This is a genomic window from Streptomyces sp. NPDC056161, assembly GCF_042268025.1.
Lineage (GTDB): Bacteria > Actinomycetota > Actinomycetes > Streptomycetales > Streptomycetaceae > Streptomyces.
This window is the reverse complement of record NZ_JBHJUV010000009.1, coordinates 91,544-111,936: the sequence shown is the minus strand read 5'-3', so window position 1 is coordinate 111,936 and position 20,393 is coordinate 91,544. Positions and strand designations below refer to the sequence as shown.

General features: G+C 73.1%; 12 protein-coding genes, 1 tRNA gene and 1 pseudogene. 5 read left to right on the top strand and 9 right to left on the bottom strand.

All coding sequences use genetic code 11. The features are described 5' to 3' along the window. The first annotated feature begins 190 nt into the window (after positions 1-190). The 3 genes from ACFC09_RS10930 to ACFC09_RS10920 all read left to right on the top strand — a co-directional run bounded on the left by ACFC09_RS10930 (position 191) and on the right by ACFC09_RS10920 (position 7,593). The gene (locus tag ACFC09_RS10930; protein ID WP_376525790.1) at positions 191-3,481 is read left to right on the top strand and encodes an FtsX-like permease family protein; all 3,291 of its coding nucleotides are present in this window, start codon (positions 191-193) and stop codon (positions 3,479-3,481) included. Between the two features lie 376 nt (positions 3,482-3,857). Next, positions 3,858-6,590 carry an FtsX-like permease family protein gene (locus ACFC09_RS10925; protein ID WP_376525788.1) on the top strand — a complete coding sequence of 911 codons (2,733 nt, stop codon included), beginning with the start codon at positions 3,858-3,860 and terminating at the stop codon, positions 6,588-6,590. 46 nt (positions 6,591-6,636) lie between these two features. After that, positions 6,637-7,593: an ABC transporter ATP-binding protein gene (locus ACFC09_RS10920; protein ID WP_376525971.1), complete on the top strand. Its 957-nt coding sequence runs from the start codon at positions 6,637-6,639 to the stop codon at positions 7,591-7,593. A gap of 200 nt (positions 7,594-7,793) precedes the next feature. Here the strand turns inward: ACFC09_RS10920 and ACFC09_RS10915 are convergent, their stop codons facing one another. The 4 genes from ACFC09_RS10915 to ACFC09_RS10900 all read right to left on the bottom strand — a co-directional run bounded on the left by ACFC09_RS10915 (position 7,794) and on the right by ACFC09_RS10900 (position 11,130). Then, a complete protein-coding gene (locus tag ACFC09_RS10915) occupies positions 7,794-8,468 on the bottom strand; it encodes a hypothetical protein (protein ID WP_376525786.1) in 675 nt (224 codons plus the stop codon). Further along, positions 8,465-8,914: an acyl-CoA thioesterase gene (locus ACFC09_RS10910; RefSeq protein WP_376525784.1), complete on the bottom strand. Its 450-nt coding sequence runs from the start codon at positions 8,912-8,914 to the stop codon at positions 8,465-8,467. The genes ACFC09_RS10915 and ACFC09_RS10910 overlap by 4 nt, the downstream gene beginning before the upstream one ends. 2 nt (positions 8,915-8,916) lie before the next feature. Continuing rightward, positions 8,917-10,581, bottom strand: coding sequence for an energy-dependent translational throttle protein EttA (gene ettA, locus ACFC09_RS10905; protein WP_376525783.1), 1,665 nt, complete (start codon positions 10,579-10,581; stop codon positions 8,917-8,919). Between the two features lie 138 nt (positions 10,582-10,719). Beyond that, a complete protein-coding gene (locus ACFC09_RS10900) occupies positions 10,720-11,130 on the bottom strand; it encodes a hypothetical protein (RefSeq protein ID WP_376525782.1) in 411 nt (136 codons plus the stop codon). A 35-nt stretch (positions 11,131-11,165) separates the two neighbouring features. Here ACFC09_RS10900 and ACFC09_RS10895 point away from each other — a divergent pair, with 35 nt between their 5' ends. Continuing rightward, a complete protein-coding gene (locus ACFC09_RS10895) occupies positions 11,166-11,417 on the top strand; it encodes a hypothetical protein (protein WP_376525780.1) in 252 nt (83 codons plus the stop codon). A gap of 402 nt (positions 11,418-11,819) precedes the next feature. Here the strand turns inward: ACFC09_RS10895 and ACFC09_RS10890 are convergent, their stop codons facing one another. The 4 genes from ACFC09_RS10890 to ACFC09_RS10875 all read right to left on the bottom strand — a co-directional run bounded on the left by ACFC09_RS10890 (position 11,820) and on the right by ACFC09_RS10875 (position 18,387). Continuing rightward, entirely contained in the window at positions 11,820-13,247 is a 1,428-nt protein-coding gene (locus ACFC09_RS10890; protein ID WP_376525778.1) for a Cys-Gln thioester bond-forming surface protein, read from the bottom strand. 453 nt (positions 13,248-13,700) lie between these two features. Then, positions 13,701-14,168 (bottom strand): single-stranded DNA-binding protein, encoded by a 468-nt coding sequence (locus ACFC09_RS10885; protein ID WP_376525776.1) that lies wholly within the window; start codon positions 14,166-14,168, stop codon positions 13,701-13,703. Positions 14,169-14,589: 421 nt separating this feature from the next. Continuing rightward, positions 14,590-16,485, bottom strand: coding sequence for a GTPase (locus tag ACFC09_RS10880; protein ID WP_376525969.1), 1,896 nt, complete (start codon positions 16,483-16,485; stop codon positions 14,590-14,592). A gap of 294 nt (positions 16,486-16,779) precedes the next feature. Beyond that, on the bottom strand, positions 16,780-18,387 hold the full coding sequence (locus ACFC09_RS10875; RefSeq protein ID WP_376525774.1) for a dynamin family protein: 1,608 nt from the start codon (positions 18,385-18,387) through the stop codon (positions 16,780-16,782). Between the two features lie 321 nt (positions 18,388-18,708). On the opposite strand from ACFC09_RS10875, the gene ACFC09_RS10870 reads away from it, so the two are divergent. After that, positions 18,709-18,781: transfer RNA gene (locus ACFC09_RS10870), tRNA-Arg, on the top strand. Between the two features lie 364 nt (positions 18,782-19,145). On the opposite strand, the pseudogene ACFC09_RS10865 reads toward ACFC09_RS10870, so the two are convergent. Next, positions 19,146-20,196, bottom strand: a pseudogene (locus ACFC09_RS10865) (IS30 family transposase); the annotation flags it as partial. Between the last annotated feature and the right edge of the window lie 197 nt (positions 20,197-20,393).

The following is a 20,393-nucleotide window of genomic DNA, read 5'->3' as shown; positions in this document are numbered from 1 at the left end:
CGGGGGGACGGGGAGACCGGGGGGACGGGGAGACCGGGGGGACGGGGAGACGCACGGATTCCGGTCACCTGGCGCCAGAATCCGATCACAATCCGGTCAAGCCGCGTTCACAAACGCTTACCCCGGCCGGAACCCTCTGACAGCATCGCCGGAGTTCATCACATCCGGACAACACGGGGGGCGGGGGCCGGTGACGGGGTTCGTCGTTCTGCGCGCGCGGGCACACCGCCTGCTGCTCGCCGCCGCGCTGCTCACCGTGCTGCTCACCACGGCGGTGCTGGCGACTCTCACCGCCTACTCCGGCGCGATCGGCGACGCCGCCCTGCGCCACTCCCTGAACGACCCCCGCAACGCGGCCGACAGCGCGCTGGTCGTCAAGGCCGACGTCCCGGCGCGGCAGCGGACGGCCGCCGACGCGACCGTACGGCAGACGGCCCGCAGGACCTTCGACGGGCTGCCGGTCACGGTACGGGCCCTGGTCCGCTCGGGCCCGTACGCCCTGCCCCGGTCCCTGCAACCCCCGGCCGACCGCTCCGGCGACCCGGACCTCACCTATGTCGCGGCGCTGGACCGCACGCAGGTCCGCCTGGTCTCCGGACGGCTCCCGCGGCGGTCCGCCGCCGAGACCGAGGTGGCCCTGCCCCGCACCGCGGCCCGGCTCCTCGATCTGCACGCGGGCGACCGGCTCACCCTCACCGACCGGCTCGGCGGCCCGGCGGCGCACGTCCGCGTCACCGGGATCTACCAGCCCGTCACGGCCACGGCGCCCTACTGGCAGCTGGACGACCTGCTCGGCCGCGGTGTCAAGAAGGTCGGCTTCACGACGTACGGACCGCTGCTCGCCGACCCCTCCGTCCTCGCCGGCCGCACGGTGAGCGCCGGGCCGTCCGCCTGGCTGGCCACGGCCGACTTCACCACGCTGACGACGGACCGGACCGACGCGCTGCGCACGGCGGCCCGCGGCGGCAGCGCGGCGCTGCGCGGTCCGGACGGGCTGACCGGGGTGACGGTCGCCGGCACCTCGCTGCCCGCCACCCTCGACCGTATCGACCGCTCACTGCTCGTCTCCCGGTCCACCCTGCTGATCGTCGCCCTCCAGCTGGTGCTGCTCGCCGGTTACGCACTGCTGCTCGTGGCCCGGCTGCTGAGCACGGAACGCGCGGGCGAGACCCGGCTGCTGCGGGCGCGCGGCGGCTCCCGCGCCCGGCTCGCGGGCCTCGCCGCCGCGGAGGCCCTGCTGCTCGCGCTGCCCGCGGCGGTCGGTGCGCCGCTGCTGGCCGGCCCGCTCACCCGGCTGCTCGCCGGGCAGGGCGCGCTGGCCAGGATCGGGCTGCACCTGGACGTACCGGCCGGCGGCAGTGCCGACGTGTGGGTGGTGGCGGCGGGCGTGGCACTGGGCTGCGCGCTCGCGGTGACCGTGCCCGCGCTGACGGACGGCGGCGACGGCCCCCGGACCGGCGCGCAGTCCCCCGGGCGGGGCCCGGCCACGACCCGCCGCACAACGCTGCCCGGCCCGGTACGCGCCGGTGCGGACATCGGGCTGCTCGCGGTCGCCGGGGTGGCGTACTGGCAGTTGAGCCGGCACACCTCCGGCGCGGTCGGCACCGACACCTCCGGCGGCCTCGGCATCGATCCGCTGCTGGTCGCGGCGCCCGCGCTGGCGCTGCTGGCCGGTACGGTGCTGACGCTGCGGCTGCTGCCACCGGTGGCGCGGCTCGCGGAGCGCCGCGCGGTGGCCGGGCGCGGACTGCCGACGGCGCTGGCGGGCTGGCAGTTCAGCCGCCGGCCGACGCGCGGCGCCGGCCCGGTGCTGCTGCTGGTCCTCGCCATCGCGCTGGGCATGCTGGCGATCGGGCAGGGCGCCTCCTGGAACCGTTCGCAGGACGACCAGGCCGACTTCCGGGCCGGGGCGCCGGTGCGCGTCCTCGGTGCCGGGGACGGCGCGCTCGGCCGCACCGAGACCTACGCGCGCCTCCCGCACGTCCAGGAGGCCGCCCCGGCCGTACGCACCGAGCAGCCGCTGTCCGGGAACCGGACGGCGACCGTGCTGGCCCTGGACGCGGCGCGGGCGGCGGACACGGCGCTGATGCGCGGGGACCTCGCCGCCGAGCCGGTCCGCCCGCTGCTGTCCGGGCTGGGTCCCGGGGGCTCCGCCGCCGGCGCCCGGATACCCGCGGACACCACCGGGCTGCGCCTGCGCGCCACCGTCCGCAGCTCCGCGGGCTCCGGCATCACGATGGACGTGACGGGCACCCTCGTCGACCAGTACGGCGTCCCGTACCCGGTCCCGTTCGGCCAGTTGCCCGCCGACGGACGCCCGCACACCCTGGCCGCCGCCCTCCCCGCGGTCCCCGGCCCGATCACGCTCACCGGGCTCCAGCTCGACCTGGTCCAGCCCGCCGAACACGCCGAGCGGCACCACCTCACCGTCTCCGGACTGACCGCCGTCGGCACCGACGGGCGGTCCCGGCAGGTGTCCCTGCCGGCCGGCTGGGGGGCCGCGGTGAGCACCGGGGGGACCGCCGCCACCAGCGGTGCGGCCGTCCCGGCCCGGCCGCGGGTGACCTCCACCACACCGCTGACCGTCGACTACGGCACCGGCTACACCCCCGACAAGGACATCTGGACGATCGCCACCGCCACCATCCGGATCCAGGTGGCGCAGCCCGCGGCCCCCGAGGTCACCGCCCTCGCCACCGACCGGTTCCTGACGTCGGCGGGGGCGGCGGCTGGACAGCGGGTGGAGGTGACGTTCGGCGGCCAGAGCCTGCCGGTGCGGATCGTACGGGCCGTGCGGGCGCTGCCCACCACCGCCGACCCGGCCGGCCCCGGCGAGCAGGACGGCGGTGCGCTCCTGGTCGATCTGCAGTCCGTGAACCGGGCGTTGCAGGAGCGGTACGGCGAGAGCGTCACGCCCACCGAGTGGTGGCTGCGGACCGCGCCGGGCGACGCGGCCTCGGTGGCCGCCGCGGTGCGTGCGCTGCCGGACGTCGATCCGGGGCAGGTCGTGGTGCGCGACGAGATCGCCGCCGAGCTGCGCGACGATCCGTTCGGCGCGGGACCGGAGGCCGCGTTCGCGGCGGCGGCCGTGGTGGCGGCGGCGCTCGCCGCGGTCGGCTTCGCGGTGAGCGCCGCCGGTTCCCTGCGGGAGCGGGGCGCCGAGTTCGCGGTGCTGCGCGCGCTGGGCGCTCCGCGCCGGCAGCTGGCCCGGACGATCGCGGCCGAGCAGGCCGTCCTGGTGGCCCTGGCCCTGGTGGTGGGCGTCGCCCTGGGCACCGTACTGACCCGGGCCGTCCTGCCGCTGATCGTGCTGACCGCCGAGGCCACCCGGCCGGTACCGGCCCTGCTGGTCGAACTGCCGCCGGAACGGGTGGCGGCGCTGCTGGCCGCGGTCGCCGCGCTGCCGCTGCTCGTCACGGCGGCACTGGCCCTGCGCCGCACGGACCCGGCGACCTCGCTGCGGGACCAGGGGGGCGAGTGAGTTGAACTCCGAAGAGATGAACTCCGAAAGGGAACCGGGCTCGGACGCGTCGGATTCGCGACGGCGGACGGATTCCGACCGGGGGACGCATTCCGACCGGCGGACGCATTCCGACCGGGGGACGGAGCCGGCACCGGGAACGGGACCGGGACGGCAGATGGATCCGGTACGACAGCCGGAGCCGGGGACGGGGACGGATTCCGGGCAGGAGGGCGATGCTGGGCACGCCGAACACGCCGAACACGCGACCCGCCCCCGCCCTGGGCGGAAACCCGTCCCTGGGCACGCGCCGGACGCCACGTCCCGATCGGACACCTCGTCCCGGCCGGACACCGCGTCCCGATCGGACACCGCGTCCCGGCGGGGTGGCCCGTCCGTGGTCGCCCCCTGGGTGCGTACCCGGTTGCAGACCGCGCCGTTCGCCGCGCTCGCGCTCGCGCTGCTGGTCGCCCTGACCGCGTGCCTGGCCGCCGCGCTCCCCCGCGCGGTCGACCGGTACGAGGACGCGGGCCTGCTGCACGCCGTCCGGCAGGCCCGCCCCGACCGCACCACCGTGCAGATCACCGCGCCGCAGACCGACCTCGGTCGGGCCCCGGCGGACCAGGCCGCGGCCCTGCTGCCCGACGCGCTGCGCGGTCAGCGGGACAAGCTGCTAGCCACCGTCCCCCGGCCGCTGGCCGTCGACCCCGCGCAGTCGTCGTACGGCGTGGCCTTCGCCAAGAGCCTCGAAGTGCCCGACCCGTGGATACCGCGGCCGAGCGGCCTGCCCGCCCAGCTGGTCCTGGTCGCGCAGAGCGGCGTCGCCGACCACGCGGCGGTGCGCGAGGGCCGGCTGCCGCGCAGCTCCGCCGCCGTGGACGGGACGACCCCCGAGGTGGAGGCCGCCGTCACCGCCGAGACGGCCGAGAGCCTGCACATCGAGGTGGGTTCGGTCATCCACGTCCCCGCGGTGGCCCGGGGTCCGCTCGCGGTCCGGGTCACCGGCATCCTCACCCCGCGCGCGCCCGCGGACGCCTACTGGTCGACCCGGACCCTGCTGCGCACCCCCGACCTGGTCACCGTGCCCAACCCGGGCCCCGACCGCGAGAGGTACTGGCTCGGCGCCCTGCTGCTGGCCCCCGAGGCCGCCCCCGCCCTCCTGGCCACCAACGGGGACCCGGTGCGCTACTGGTACCTGGCCCCCGACCGGCGCGACCTCCACGCGAGCGACCTCGACCGGCTGCGGTCCGCCGTCGCCGCCCTGGAGTCCGGCCCCGGCCTCCAGCAGGCCCGCGCCCTGACCGACCCCGGCACGGAGACCAGCACCGGCCTCGACGACGTCCTGCTCTCCTTCTCCCAGCTGCGCGCGGGCATCGCGCCACTGGTCGCCGTAGCCGTCCTCGGCACCGCGACGGTCGCCGCCGTCGTCCTCCTCATGGCGGGGGCGCTGGCCGCGGACCGGCGCCGGACCGAGGCCGCCCTGCTGCGGGCGCGCGGCGCCTCCCTGGCCGGTCTCGCCGGGCGGCTGTGCGCCGAGACGGCGACGGTCGCCGTACCGGCGGGTGCGCTCGGCCTCGCCCTGGCGCTCCTCGTGGTCCCCGAGGGCCGCACCCGGTACGCCGTCGCCGCCGCTCTCGCGGTCACCGCCTGCGCCTGCGCCGCGCTCCCGGTGCGGGCCGCACTCGCCCACCGGTCCGTACGCGTCACCGGTCCGCGCACGGACGTGGTGACGGCACGTCCCTCCCGGCGGCGTACGGTCGCCGAGCTGACCCTGCTCGTCCTGGCCGCGGCAGCGGTGGAGTCCCTGCGCAGACGGGGCACGTCGAGCCCGTCCGCGGACGGGCCCTCGGGCGATCAGCTGGTGTCGGTGGCACCGGTGCTGATCGGTGTGATCGCGGCGCTGGTGCTGGTCCGGATCCTCCCGTTCCTGCTGCGCCGGCTGGCCCGGCCGGCCGGGCTGCTGCGCGGCGCGGTGGGCTTCCTGTCCCTGGCCCGCGCGGGCCGTACCTCGGTCTCGGCCGTGCTGCCCCTGCTGGCGCTGCTGACCGCGCTCACCACGGCGGCGTTCGGCGGCTCCGTGCTGGCGGGGGTGGCCGAGGCCCGCGACCAGGCCGCCCTGCGGTCCATCGGCGCGGACGCCCGCGTGGACACCGAGGGCCCGCTGCCGTCCGGCCTCGCCGGCCGGGTCCTGGACCTGCCCGGGGTGCGTTCGGTCACCGCGCTGAGCATCGGCTACGACGCGAAACCGCGGGCGGAGCAGACCCCGGTGCCGCTGCTGGGCGTGGACCCCGCCGGGTACGGCGCGTTGGCGGCCCGCACGGGTCTCGGCGCCTTCGAGGCCGGGCAGGTGCGGCGGCCCGCGTCCGGCGGCCCGCTGCCCGCCCTGGCCTCGCCGTCCGTGGCGCAGGCGTACGGCACTCGGCGGCCCTTCCCGGTCCAGTTGGCGGACGGCAGCACGGTCACCGTCCGGATCACCGTCGTACGGGACCGTACTCCGGCCCTGACCAGCGAATCCTTCCTCGTCGTGGACCGCGCGGGGCTCACCGCGGAGGCGGCCCGGCCGACGGCCCTGCTGGTGACCGGCGACCACGTCGACGCGGCGGCGCTGAGCCGGGTGGCCGGTCCGTCGGCGGGCGTGCGCGTCCGCGCCCAGGAACGCGCCCGGTACGCCGACTCGCCCCTCCAGTCGGGTGCCGAGCACGTCTACACGGCGGCGGTGGCGGCCGGCGCCGGATACGCCGTACTCGCCCTGCTCCTTGCCCTGTTGCGCGCCGCACCCGAACGCGCCGCGCTCCTCGCGCGCCTGCGCACCATGGGCCTGACCCGGTCCCAGGCCCGCCGTCTCCTCGTCCTCGAATCGCTGCCCCAGGCCCTCCTCGCCGCGGCCGGCGGCACGCTGACCGGCTGGGCGGCGATCCGGCTCCTGTCCCCCGGCATCGATCTGACCGCCGTCGCCCTCCCCTCGGCCGCGGCGCCGGGCGGCGGGGCCGGGCTGCACACGGACCCGCTGTCGCTGGCGGTCCCGGCGGTCGCCGTGCTGGTGACGGCGGTCGGGGTGGCCGGTGTGCAGGCGTGGTGGACCGGCCGGCGGGGGTCGGTGCGAGAACTCCGGGCAGGGGATGCGCGATGAGTCATACCGGCCTGTCAACCGTGCGGGAGGACCGATGACCACCAACATGACCACCAACCCCACCCTCGGCGAGCTGGCGAACCGGGTCAGCGAGGCCCGCAACCGCCCGGCCTACGGCCATGACGCCCTGATCACCTGCGACCGTCTGGTCCGGATCTTCTCCGCGGACGGCGTCGAGGTCCAGGCGTTGCAGGGCCTGGACCTCCTGGTCCGTGAGGGAGAGCTGATGGCGCTGGTCGGCGCCTCCGGCAGCGGCAAGTCCACGCTGATGAACATCCTCGCCGGTCTGGACGCCCCGACCGCGGGGGCGGCCAGGGTCGCCGGCCGTGACCTGCTCACGATGACCGCCAAGGACCGTCTCGCCTACCGCCGTGAGGTCGTCGGTTTCGTCTGGCAGCAGACCTCCCGCAATCTGCTGCCCTATCTGACCGCCGCGCAGAACGTCGCTCTCCCGCTGGGCCTGTCCGGCACCCGCTCGCGCCGTCGGGTCCGCGCCGAACGCGCCCTGGAACTGCTGGAGTTGCTGGAGGTCGCCGACTGCCGCGACCGTCGGCCGCAGCAGATGTCCGGCGGCCAGCAGCAGCGCGTCGCCATCGCGGTGGCCCTCGCCAACTCACCCGCGGTCCTGCTCGCCGACGAGCCCACCGGCGAACTCGACTCCCACACCGCGGCGCAGGTCTTCGAGGCGTTCCGCACCGCGAACGAACGCCTCGGCACCACCATCGTCATCGTCACCCACGACCAGGCGGTGGCCGACGAGGTCCGCCGCACGGTCGCCATCCGGGACGGCCGCACCTCCACGGAGGTCCTGCGCCGCAGTGAGATCGACGCGGCCACCGGCCACGAGACGGTGGTGGCCCGCGAGTACGCCATGCTGGACCGGGCCGGACGCCTGCAACTGCCCGCCGAGTACACGGAGGCCCTGGGCATGCGCGACCGGGTCGCCCTGGAGCTGGAACCGGACCACATCGGCGTGTGGCCGGACGACAGCCAGGACCACTGAGGCCCCTGCCGGGCCGACTGGGGTCCCGGCCGAGTCGGCAGAGGGTCCGGCGAGGTCGGCTTGGGTCCCGGCCGAGTCGGCTGAGGTCCCGGCCAGGTCGGCTGAGGTCCGGCGAGGTCGGCTTGGGTCCCAGCCATGTCGGCTTGGGTCCCGACCAAGTCGGCTGAGGTCCCGACCAAGTCGGCTGAGGTCCGGCCGGCTCAGCGCACGCTGACGTCCAGCGCGCCGAGCCCCGCCCGCCGCACCGCCACCGACCCGTACGGCGTGCGCAGCCGCAGCCAGGCCCCGGACGAGAACAGGCCCGCCTCCACGGCGTCCCGGCGCCGCAGGAAGCCGAGGGACTGCGCCGCGTGCACGGCCCGTACGGGGAGGCTGGTCCCGCCGACCAGCCGGGACCAGATGTCCCGGCCGATCCGGTCGAGTTCGGTCCGGGTACGGCGCTCCGGCGCCAGTTCCCGGGTACGGGAACGGAATTCGGCGACGGCCCCCGCGACCAGCGCGCGCAGTGCGTCCGGCGCCGGCAGGCCGGGCTCCGGGCGCCAGCCGCCGCGCGGCGGCAGCACACCCGTCCACGGCGGTCCGGTCACCGCGTCCGGGACGACGGCGGTGGCCGCCGACTCGTCCACGGACTCCAGCAGTTCACCGGCGGACACGGTCACGTCGAGGACGACCTCCAGCCCGTCCTCGTACGGCTTGGCCAGCCGCACCGTACGGACCGCCAGCACCTCGAAGGACGGCGGCCGGCCGAACACCGCGAGGGCCGTTCCCACCGCCTGCAACCGCACCGCGGCGCCGCGGTCGTAGTGGAGCAGCCGGGCCAGGAAGGCCGCGAGATCCGCCGCCTCCCCGTCGTCCGCCAAGTGGAGCACCGTCATACGGCGACGGCCTCCTCCTCGTCCCTGTCCCGGGTCCCGCCCTCGTCCCCCGGGCCGCCGTCGTCCATGTACTCGCGCAGGAACTCCCGCTCCTCGGCGGTGATCCGGCGCGGACGCTGTGTCTCGAAGTCGTACGGCACGACCACGGTCGAGGCACGGACGTAGATCCGGTCGCCGTCCTTCACCTCGTAGGCGAGGGTGAAGGACGCCGCCCTGACCTCCGTGATCCACAGCTCGATGTCCACCGGTTCGTGCCGGTGGACGAGTTGCCGCTTGTAGTCGATCTCGTGGCGCGCCACCACGGACCCCTGCCGGAAATCCTTGTCCGGGCGGAACAGGAAGTCGATACGGGCTTCTTCCAGGTAGCGGAGGAAGACCACGTTGTTGACGTGGCCGTACGCGTCCATGTCCGCCCAGCGCAACGGGCAGCGGTAGATGTGGCGCAAGATCAGCCCCGGGTCAGCTTCTTGTAGGTGGCACGGTGCGGACGCGCGGCGTCCGCACCGAGCCGCTCGATCTTGTTCTTCTCGTACGACTCGAAGTTGCCCTCGAACCAGAACCACCTCGACTCACCCTCGTAGGCGAGGATGTGCGTGGCGACCCGGTCCAGGAACCACCGGTCGTGGGAGACGACCACGGCGCAGCCCGGGAACTCCAGCAGGGCGTTCTCCAGGCTGGAGAGCGTCTCGACGTCGAGGTCGTTGGTCGGCTCGTCGAGGAGCAGCAGGTTGCCGCCCTGCTTGAGGGTCAGCGCCAGGTTGAGCCGGTTGCGCTCGCCGCCGGAGAGGACCCCGGCCGGCTTCTGCTGGTCCGGGCCCTTGAAGCCGAACGCGGAGACGTAGGCGCGGGACGGCATCTCGACCTGCCCGACGTTGATGTAGTCGAGCCCGTCGGACACGACCTCCCAGAGCGTCTTCTTCGGGTCGATGTTGGCGCGGCCCTGGTCGACGTACGAGATCTTGACGGTGTCGCCGACCTTGATGTCACCGGAGTCCGGCTTCTCCAGTCCCTGGATCATCTTGAACAGGGTGGTCTTGCCGGCGCCGTTGGGGCCGATGACGCCGACGATGCCGTTGCGCGGGAGGGTGAAGGAGAGGTCGTCGATGAGGATCTTCTCATCGAAGCCCTTGCCGAGGTTGCTGACCTCGACGACCACGTTGCCCAGGCGGGGGCCCGGCGGGATCTGGATCTCCTCGAAGTCCAGCTTCCGCATCTTGTCGGCCTCGGCGGCCATCTCCTCGTAGCGGGCCAGACGCGCCTTCGACTTGGCCTGACGGCCCTTGGCGTTGGAGCGCACCCACTCCAACTCCTCCTTGAGGCGCTTCTGCCGCTTGGCGTCCTTCTGGCCCTCGACCTTGAGGCGGGCGGCCTTGGTCTCCAGGTACTTGGAGTAGTTGCCCTCGTAGCCGTGCAGCCGGCCGCGGTCGACCTCGCAGATCCAGCCGGCCACGTTGTCGAGGAAGTACCGGTCGTGGGTGACGGCCACGATGGTGCCCGCGTACTTGGCCAGGTGCTGCTCCAGCCAGTTCACCGACTCGGCGTCGAGGTGGTTGGTGGGCTCGTCGAGGAGGAGCAGGTCGGGGGCCTCCAGGAGGAGCTTGCAGAGCGCGACGCGGCGCTTCTCGCCACCGGAGAGGGTGGTGACCGGCCAGTCCCCGGGCGGGCAGCCCAGCGCGTCCATGGCCTGCTCCAGCTGGGCGTCGAGGTCCCAGGCATTGGCGTGGTCCAGCTCCTCCTGGAGCTTGCCCATCTCCTCCAGCAGCGCGTCCGAGTAGTCGGTCGCCATCTGCTCGGCGATCTCGTTGAACCGGTCGAGCTTGCCCTTGATCTCGGCGACACCGTCCTGCACGTTCTCCAGGACCGTCTTCGTCTCGTCCAGCGGGGGCTCCTGGAGCAGGATGCCCACGGTGTAGCCGGGCGAGAGGAACGCGTCGCCGTTGGACGGCTGCTCCAACCCCGCCATGATCTTCAATACGGTCGACTTACCGGCACCGTTCGGGCCGACGACGCCGATCTTCGCACCCGGCAGGAAGCTCTGGGTGACGTCGTCGAGGATCACCTTGTCGCCGTGCGCCTTGCGCGCCTTGCGCATGGTGTAAATGAACTCAGCCAAGAGAAACCGTCCGGCAGCTTGAAATCTGGCAGTGGGCAGATACATCCCATCTTGCCGTACCGCCACCCCTGCGCGGAAACCCGTCTGGCCCGACCCTTCTGACCTGCGCTTTCATGACTGACGACGGTGGCTTGTCCGTCAGCGTCGGTCGGCGCCGGTCGGAACCGGCCCCCGCCGGCGCCGTCGTTCGCCATCCAGTCGCCGTCCGGTCGCCGTCGATCGCCGTCCAGTCGCCGTCGATCGCCGTCCAGTCGCCGTCGATCGCCGTCCGGTCGCCGTCGTGCGCCGTCCAGTCGCCGTCGATCGCCGTCCGGTCGCCGTCGTGCGCCGTCGTTCGCCGTTCGGGCGGTCTCGGCCTCGGGTCGGCCTCTGAGCGCCCTCGGGTCGACCTCGGGTCGGCCTCGGATCGGTCCCGGGGAGCCTCGCCGGTGCGTCGGGATCGGCGATCGTCAGCGGAGGGGTACGACAGCCGACACCTTCAAGCGGTTTAGGCCGTGACCGTGGGGGTTCCCCCTGTGAGGCCCGGCATCGTGGTGATCGCAGAGGCACGGACCAGCGTGCCTCACGGGCGTAGGAGAGACGTCATGCGCACAGTGGTGAGAGCGGTGCTGCTTGCGGTCTGTACGACCGCAGTGGCCCTGTCCGTCGTACCGGCGGCACAAGCCGCCCAGACAGGCTGCCGCTACTACTACACGAGCTGGGGCCGAGGCCCGCACGGTGAGACGACCGGCTCCGGGGAGTACGCGGAGGGCGACAGGGACCCCGAGGGCCGCGTCTGCGAGAACGGCTGGTGGGTCTATCCGAACGAGGACGGGGGACTGCCGCCCTGGGCGTGATCCTGTCCTGCCCCAACACGGCCCGACAGTGAGCCGACCCGCTCTCAGCGGACAGTGAGCCGGCCTGCGATCCAGCCGCTCAAACCCCCTACCGGCGGAGAGACCGCAGGTGGGGGGCTTGACCGTTTCGCCATCTGATACGGCGGCGGTGCCGGGCTGACGGAAACTGGAGCCTGCGCGCGCCGAAGCACGTTGCTCCAGCACGTACAGGGCCCCAGCACCCACAGGACCGGGGCAAGCTCGGCTTCCGACCGGCACGCTGCGCTTCCCGTGGCCGTGCTCCACTGCAATTCCCCTAGCCGCACTGCACGGTGTGGATCCGTTCGCCGAACCTTGCGGCGATCCGTACAGCGATCCGTTCGCCGGACGCCGTTCACCGACGACGAAGACCGGGGGCGTTGCTCATTCGGACGCCGGTGTTTCCTTCTTGCGGAGCAGCACCAGGACCGCGCCGCCGATCACCACCAGGCCGATGGCCACGCTCGTGATCACCGGGGTCGCGCTGGAACCGCCGGTCGCGGCCAGATTCGTCGTACCGCCGGCGGTGCCGCCCGCCGTGGCGGGGCGGGGCTCGCCCACGGTCTGGGCCGACGGACCGCTCCCACTGCCCTCGGTCCGGCAGTCGAGTACGCCGGTGAAGCGCTGCGAGAAGCCGTGCGGCCCGGTGATCGTGAAGTCGTATGCCTGGTCCTCCTGGAGCGGGATGGTCACGGTGCGCGACGTGCCCGCGGGGATCGTGTGCTCGTCTCCCATCAGCTCGAAGGTGAAGGGCTTGTCACCGGTGTTCGCCGCGCTGATGTCCAGGCTTCCCTCGGCGCAGTTCTTGTGGGCCGACAGCGCCGGAATGGGGCCCTTCTCCGCCCAGGCCGCGCTCGCGGTCGCGGAGACCGTCGACTCGCTGGAGCCGGCCAGGATCTGGGTCTGGCTGCGGCTCTCGGAGACGAAGGCACGGCCGACCGGCACGGTGGTCGACGCCTGGACGGTGAAGGTGGCCGTCCCGGCCGCGCCGCCCGGCGCGGGGGTGGCCGCGCCGCCTCCGGTGCCCGCCGCGGTGTCCTCGGGGACGTCGACGTACAGCCGGCTGCCGTCCTTCGCCGACGTGACGGTCCTGCCCTTCTCGTCGACGATCCGGACCCCGCTGGTGGCGGCGTCCGCCGGGGGGATCACAGTGACACCACGCGCGTTGGTGTGCACCGTCACCGGTCCGAGCCGGTCACCGGTGTGCCCGGAGACCGCAGGCGGGTCCAGCGTCAGCGATGCCTGGGGCTCCGCCACGTCCCGGGCGTTCTTCTCCAGGTAGTCGGCGAGCTTCTCGGCCCGCGAGCCGACCGCGTCGACGTCCGCCCCGTCCGAGTAGCGCCAGATGGCCACCTGCGTGCCGGCCGCCGCGTCCTGCTCGGTGAGGCCGCTGACGCCCGCCCGCTCGGCGAGCGCGGCGAGGTCGTTGACCTGCGGGTAGGAGTTCTGCAGGATCCAACGGATCTTGCCGGCGTCCCTGTTGGCGCCCAGCGAGGTGCCGCTCCAGGACGTCTCCTGGTACCTGGCGTCCTTCTGGGTGGGGTTGTGCATGTCGATGCAGTAGGTCTGCAGCATGCCGCCGCCGTCGACGGACATCTCGAACAGGCCCGCGGCCACCTTCAGGTCGCCGCCGTCCCCGTGGATGACGGCATCTCCGTACGTCTTCAGACCACCCAGTGTGGCGGTCGCCCCGCTCTGGCCCTGCGCTTCCGTGTCGGCGGCAGCCACCCCGGCGGCCGAGAGCAGGCCGGCGGCCACGAGTCCGGTCACCCACGTCGCGGCGGCGAGGCGGGGCCACCCACGCCCCCCCACCCACGGCGCGGAAGTACCACGGAACCGAGAGAACGCAACAAGCACAGAATTCCCTTTCCAGCAGGACCCGTTGACGTGGGGGTGAGTGGTCCCACCGACAAAATCAGGAGCCCCAGAGGGCTACGCCCGGCATCCTAAGGATCAGTCGCAACCCGGCTCGCCGGTCAGATCGTCGGATGGCGGATCCGACTCGGAATCGTTATCGCCAAGGCCCGGCGCGAGCAGGGCTTATCGACAAATCCCCCGGGTTGTTCGGGGCTTCTCCGTCGCTGACGCACCACTGAGGCAGCGCTGACGCATCACTGAGGCAGCGCTGACGCATCACTGAGGCAGCGGTGAGGCACCGCGGAGGCACCACGGGCGCGGCGCTCACACCGTGCTTGCACAGCACTTGCCCAGCGCGGTGCACAGCGCTGACGAGCCGTTCGACCGCGCCGTGGAGACCGGCTGACGTCATGTCGCCGTTGCGGGTTCCGGTGGTTGTTGGGCGGGTGCGGCCGGGGAGTCGCCCTCCGGGGTCTCCCAGTGCGGTTCCGGCCGTTGCGGCGCCGCCCCCTCCGGTTTGCCCACGCGCCGGAAGGCAGAGGTACCACGAGCCAGGTCGTGGCCGATCGCCACCGCGTCGACGTCCGCGGAGACCCTGCCCTGCTGTCCGTCGCGGGCCTCCGTGCGCACCTTCAGCCGGCCCTGCACGAGGACCGGGTCCCCCACGTTCAGCGAGGCCGCCGTGTTGGTGGCGAGCTGGCGGTTGGCCCACACGGTGAAGAAGTTGGTGTGCCCGTCCGCCCAAACGTTCTTCTCCCGGTCCCAGTAGCGGGAGGTCACCGCCAGCCGGAAGCGCGCCGACGGGCCCGCGGCCGCCTCCCGGTACACCGGCTGCGTCGCCACGTTGCCCACCACGTGCACCATCGTCTCGTTCATCGTGAACACCCCTCCCCGGCCCGGTCGCTCACGCCAGGCGGATCTGTGTACGGGTCCGTCCCGTACGGCTGCGGTCGCCGCGTCCGCCACGCTCCCCAAGCTCTCCGAGCAGGGGGTGCCCCCACCGTCGCGCCGGTATCGGCGCCGACGTTCGACATGCGTGGCGATCGCCGTGGATCCAGACTGCCTCCGCCGGGCCGATCCCGCTGAGCGCTGTGGACCGCCGGGCGCCTGTGGAAAACTCCCTCACCCGGGCGGGTGGTCCCACCCCCGCCACCCACAGGCTGCCGCCCCGCCTCCCCGCGGCGTCCGTCCACCGCCGCCCGAATCCTTCCCCGCCCTTCCCCCCGCCCCGACTGCCACTCGGGCCGGCACCCAGGGCCACCGCTCGGGGCCGCCACCCGAGGCCGCCGCAGGGGCCCTACCCCACCACCCCCGCCGCCGCGGCCCGTGTGACCCTCCCGTACTGCTCCCGAACCTCCTGGTACCGCAGCAACTCCGCGGCCAGCGGATCCAGCACCCTCGCCCGTCCGCACCCCGCGGCGGCCTCCCGCAAGCGGCGTTCCGCCTCCTGCCCGTACCGTCGTGCGGGCCCGCGCGCCGCCATCCGGCAGCTCCACTCGATGATCGGGCCGCCCACGATGCCGGCCACCATCAACAGCACCGGTACGCCGAGGTTCGGCGCCATGACCCCGGCGATCTGCCCCACCAGCCACAGCCCGCCCACGACCTGAAGCAGCGTCATGGCGGCCTGGACGAGTACGGCCAGCGGCCACCAGCCCGGCCGCGGCGGTCTGCCCGGCGAAAGACCGGCCCTGGCCGCCAGGTCGTCCAGTGCCTCGGGCAGGCCCTGGGAGCCCCGTACGGCCGCCTCCCGCACCGCCTGCGCCCAGGGCACGGGCAGCCCGGCCGCCGCCTGGTCGGAGACCGTACGCACCGCCTGCTCGACCCGCTGGCGAGCCGTGGCCTCCTCGTCCGCCTGCGTCCGCAGGAGGAGCCGTCCGGTGGCCGGATCGCACCGCTTCTGATACCAGCGCCACAGCCTCAGCCAGGGCGTTCCGCAGGCCCGGTTGGCGTTGCGCAGCCAGGCGCGTTCGGCGGCCTCCCCCGCCGCGGTGGCGCCCACGGCGTCCGCGAGCCGGGCGGAGAACTCCTCCCGCGCCTCCTCGGTCAGCCCGGAGCGCTGCCCCGGGGCGTACACGGCCCCCAGTTCGGCCGCGGCGGCGTCCACGTCGGCCGAGATGCGGCGGCCCGCCGCTCCGCGCTCGGTGACGAACTGGCCGAGCACCTCGCGCAGTTCGGCGACGCCGTCCCCGGTGAGCGCGGACAGGCTCAGTACGGCCGCACCCGGCTCGCCGTGCTCGCCCAGGGCGATCCCGTCTTCATCCAGCAGCCGCCGCAGATCGTCGAGAACCTGGTCGGCGGCCTCTCCGGGGAGCCGGTCGACCTGGTTGAGGACGACGAACATCACCTCCGCGTGTCCCGCCATGGGCCGCAGGTAGCGCTCGTGCAGGACGGCATCGGCGTACTTCTCCGGATCGACGACCCAGATCACGGCGTCGACGAGCTTGAGGATGCGGTCCACCTGCCGGCGGTGCTGCACGGCCGCCGAGTCGTGGTCGGGCAGGTCGATCAGGACGAGCCCGCGCAGTTGTGCCTCGGCCTCCGGGCTCTGCAGCGGCCGTCGACGCAGCCGTCCGGGGATGCCCAGCCGGTCGATGAGGCTCGCCGCGCCGTCGCTCCAGCTGCACGCGATGGGCGCGGCAGTGGTCGGCCGCCGTACCCCGGTCTCCGAGATGGCCACCCCGGCGAGGGTGTTGAACAGCTGGGACTTGCCGCTGCCGGTGGCACCCGCGATGGCGACGACGGTGTGCTGACCGGAGAGTTTGCGCCGCGCCGCCGCCTCGTCGAGGACCCGGCCCGCCTCGGCGAGCGTGGGGCTGTCGAGCCGGGTACGGGAGAGCCCGACCAGTTCCCGCAGGGCGTCCAGGCGCGACCGCAGCGGGCCGTCGTACGCCAGCGGGGCCGGGACCTGCGCGGCCGACGCGCGGGGTTCGACCAGGGAGGGCTGCTCGCCGTCGGCGGTCCCGGTCACACGCCGGGCGATGAGCCCGTCGTCCCAGGTCTCCGCGGAGTCCGCGGCGCCCTTGTCGTCCTTCACGCGCGCGTGGATCGCCTGCTCGTCCCGCAGCCGCGCCTGCTCCGCGTTCTCGCCCCGCACGCGCGTGTGCCCGGCGTCGGCGCCGCCGTCCCGCCGCCGAATGTGCTCCTGCTCCTGCCCGGGTACGGGTACGGGTTCTTCCCCCGATTGCCGCATGTCCGCCGACACCGGCTGTCCCTGCCCCTGCCCCTGCCCCTGCCCCTGAGTCGGATCGGGCTCCGGCACCGCTTCACGCTCCTGCACCTGTTCGCGCCGCGTCTCGTTCCTGTTCCCCTTCGCCTCTCCGGGGAGGCCGTTTTCGCGACCGTCCCCTCCAGCGAAAGCGTTCGCGGACTCTGCGGGAAGGGCGCTCTCACGCTGCTCGGTACGCGAAGCAGCCTCCCGGGAAACCATGTCCCCGGTGTGATCGGCGTGCTCCGTGTGGTCCTGGTCAGTGACGGCGGTCACCGGTCACCTCTCCTTCTGCAGTACGGACAGGGCGGCGATGAGTTCGGCCTGGGGCTCGGGCTGGACGTCGAGGGCGTCGAGCGGGGCGAGGCGCCGCTCGCGTTCGCTGTGCATGACCCGGTCCAGATGCTCGACGAGCAGGAGTCCGGCGCGTTCGCGCAGCCGTGTCGCGCGGTGCGCGCCGAGGCGTTCGCCCAGGCCCTCCCCCGCGGACCGGGCCCGGCGGCCGCCGAGTACGACGATGGCGGTCAGGGCGGCGACGGTCTCCGCGTCGGGCGCGATGCTCCGGTCCAGCTCGCGCACCGCCTCGTCGGCGTACTCCTCGATCTCCCGCCGCCATCGCCGTGCGGCCAGGCCGATCCGGTGCTCGGCACTCTCCAGCGAGGGATCCCGTTCCGCGAGCCCCGGAGCGCCCGCGGCCGGCTCCCGCCGCCAGGCCGCGTCGACGCGCTCGTCGGCGGCGGTGACGGCGCACAGCAACAGCGCGGCCAGGCTGCCCACCAGCGCGTCGAGCAGTTCACCGGCGGTGCAGTCGAGGGGAAAGGCGCGCCAGCGCTTCAGCGCGTCCCCGGCCAGTACGGCCCCGGAGTTCAGCCGGCCACGCACGCGCGTGTGCTCGCTGTCGTACGCCCCGTCGACCGCGGCGATCAGCCGCAGCGCCGCCGCGTGCTGGGCGGCTGCGGCGCCGGCCAGCTCGGGCATCCGTGTCTTGAGGGAGTCGAGGATGCCGTACGCCGTACGCGCCATGATGTGCTGCCGGGCTCCGGGATCCTGTGCCTGGTGCACGAGCCAGTTCCGCAGCGGGGCCACCGCGGTGGCGGGCAGCAGACCGCCGCCCCAGGCGGACTCGGGCAGCTCGGGGACCGTGAAGCGGGGCACCTGACCGAGACCGGCCTTGGTGAGCAGGGCACCGTACTGCCGGGAGACCTCGGAGACGACCTGGTGGGGTACCCGGTCGAGGACGGTCACCAGGGTGGCGTCGTACTCCTTGGCGGTGCGCAGCAGGTGCCAGGGCACGGCGTCGGCGTACCGGGCGGCCGTGGTGACCATGATCCAGACGTCGGCCGCACAGATCAGCGCGGCGGCGAGGACACGGTTGTCCGCGACCAGGGAGTCGACGTCGGGCGCGTCGAGCAGGGTGAGCCCACGCGGGAGGCTGTCCGCGGTCTCGATCCGCAGCACACGCGCGGGGTCCTCACCGGGGAGCAGCAGATCGTCCGCCGGGTCCTGCTGGGGCACCCATACGCGCGTGAGATCGGGCAGCACCCTCATCCCACTGAACCAGTGATGATCCTCCGGATGGCACACCAGCACCGGAGTCCTGGTGGTCGGCCGCAGCACGCCCGCCTCGCTGACCCGCCGACCGACGAGAGAGTTGACCAGCGTCGACTTGCCCGCCCCGGTGGAGCCGCCCACGACGGCCAGCAGCGGCGCTTCGGGGCTTCTGAGGCGGGGCACCAGGTAGTCGTCCAGCTGGGCGAGCAGTTCGTCGCGGTTGGCACGCGCGCGTGGGGCCCCCGCCAGGGGCAGCGGAAAGCGTGCGGCGGCGACACGGTCGCGCAGGGCGGAAAGTGTGTCGAGCAGCTGAGGCCGTACGTCCAAGGTCACCACATGCGAAGAATGCCCAATTCTGGGGTAATTCTGAAGCATATGGAGTTGTCTGCGTGCCGACGGAGCACATCGGGCGGAAGGGACGACTGGGACGCGGGCGCAGTCCAGGCATAACGAGTACACAACACCCGGGCCGTGACGCACCAAAAGCGATGCACGATTCGCACCTGCCTGCGATTATCAGGACCGCTTCACCGAACCTCCACATCGAGCCACGGAGGCGAAGCAACAGGGACACGGATCCGGGAGCCCTATCCTTGTCCCCGGCAACGTCACGGATCAGCCCACACCCGGGCACCACGAACGAGGCCACCACACCTGGCCCCCGTAGCTCAGTGGATAGAGCAGGCGCCTTCTAAGCGCTTGGCCGCAGGTTCGAGTCCTGCCGGGGGCGCACACACCCGATGACCAGCGGAAACGCTGGTCATTTTCGTTTCTGGCGCAATGCACATCGCTCCCGAGCCAAGCGCCCTGACCATGGGGAGTCGGGACGATGCTCAAGCGGCGATGTTCCGAGGCCGGGACGATCCGATCCACCCGCATCAGTTCCGTCACCCGTTCGCGCACCTTTGGAAGGCGAACGGCGGCAACGAGGACGACCTGATGCGCATCACTGGGTGGCGCTCACGGCAGATGCTGTCTCGTTACACCGCCTCCGCCGGCATCGAGCGCGCCCGGCTGGCACACCGGAACCTGCCTCCGGAGGACCGACTGCAGGGAGTGGAGGAGGGCCCGAGCAAAGTCTCGGCGGCCGTCCGGGTGTTCTCGTTCGAGCCGCGCTGCCAGGGGCTGGCCGGGTCGCAGAAGCAGACGGGGACGTCCGTGGCGATGGTGAACTCGTGGTGCCGTCCCATCTCGCTGCCCTGGTCCCAGGTGAGGGACCGCGTGAGGTGCGCCGGCAGGGTCGTCACGGCCTCCACCAGTGCGTCACGGACCAGTTCGGTGCCGCGGCCGTTGGGCACGTGCCGGAGCATGGGTGGAGCGTTCGACCAGCGTGCCGATGGCGGAGGCTCCGTCCTTGCCGATGATCAGATCCTCTTCCCAGTGGCCGGGGACGGCGCGGTCGGCGACCTCGGCAGGACGTTCGCTGATCATCACCATGGGGTGGCGGTAGTGGGGCTGGCGCTGCTGGGCCTGGCGGCGGGGCTTGCGTCGGGCCCGGCCGGTACGGAGGGCCTTCACCAGATCCCGGCGCAGTTCTCCCCGGCCCTGGACGTAGATGGCCTGGTAGATCGTCTCGTGGACCACGCGCATCTCCGGCCGGTCGGGGAGGTCCCGGCGCAGGTGCTGGACGATCTGTTCCGGGCTCCAGCGCCCGCCCAGACGCTCCTGTATGGACTCCCGCAGCTCCGGGTTCTGAGCGATCTTCGCATGCCTGGGGCGGGGCCGGCGCGACTCAGCACGGGCCTCGGCAACGTGGGGCCGGTACTGGCCTTTGGTGGGGTGGCGGTTGCGGAGTATTTCCCGGCTGATCGTCGAGGGGCTGCGGTTCAAGTCCGCGGCGATCCTCCGCACAGGCACCTTCGCCCACACCTGGTCAGCGATGTACAGGCGCTCTTCCAGCGCCAGGTGCCGAGACGCAGAAACGACCCGCTCGGCCCGCACTCCGCGCGCGGGCCGAGCGGGTCTCTTCTTCGTGGGGTCGGTGCCGTTGAGCCACCGCTTGCCGGTACGCCGGTTGATGCCGGCGATCCGGCACGCTTCCCGACTGCTCACACCTTGATCCATGAGCCGGAAGTATTCCTCCCACCCACGGGTCAGCTTCTTCTTCCCTCGCGACGTGCGGATCTTGCGGATCTCGAAGGCCACCGCGTCCCCGAAGACGGACATTCCATAACTTGTCATGCCTATGACTTGCAAGCTGCAATTGCAATATATCAGCCAGATTGCTCCGATTAATTCCCTTTAGTGAGTCGGACAATCGGACACCCCGCAGAGGCGGCCTGCGGCAGCGCCCAACCGAAGCCACACCGCAAGCGCTCGACCGAGCGCAATCACTCTCCTTC

Bases quoted from the DNA above. Each gene is read 5' to 3' on its own strand.
- ACFC09_RS10895 (WP_376525780.1), top strand. From the start codon at position 11,166: ATGCGCACAGTGGTGAGAGCGGTGCTGCTTGCGGTCTGTACGACCGCA.
- ACFC09_RS10920 (WP_376525971.1), top strand. From the start codon at position 6,637: ATGACCACCAACCCCACCCTCGGCGAGCTGGCGAACCGGGTCAGCGAG.
- ACFC09_RS10885 (WP_376525776.1), bottom strand. From the start codon at position 14,168: ATGAACGAGACGATGGTGCACGTGGTGGGCAACGTGGCGACGCAGCCG.
- ACFC09_RS10915 (WP_376525786.1), bottom strand. From the start codon at position 8,468: ATGACGGTGCTCCACTTGGCGGACGACGGGGAGGCGGCGGATCTCGCG.
- ACFC09_RS10880 (WP_376525969.1), bottom strand. From the start codon at position 16,485: ATGCGGCAATCGGGGGAAGAACCCGTACCCGTACCCGGGCAGGAGCAG.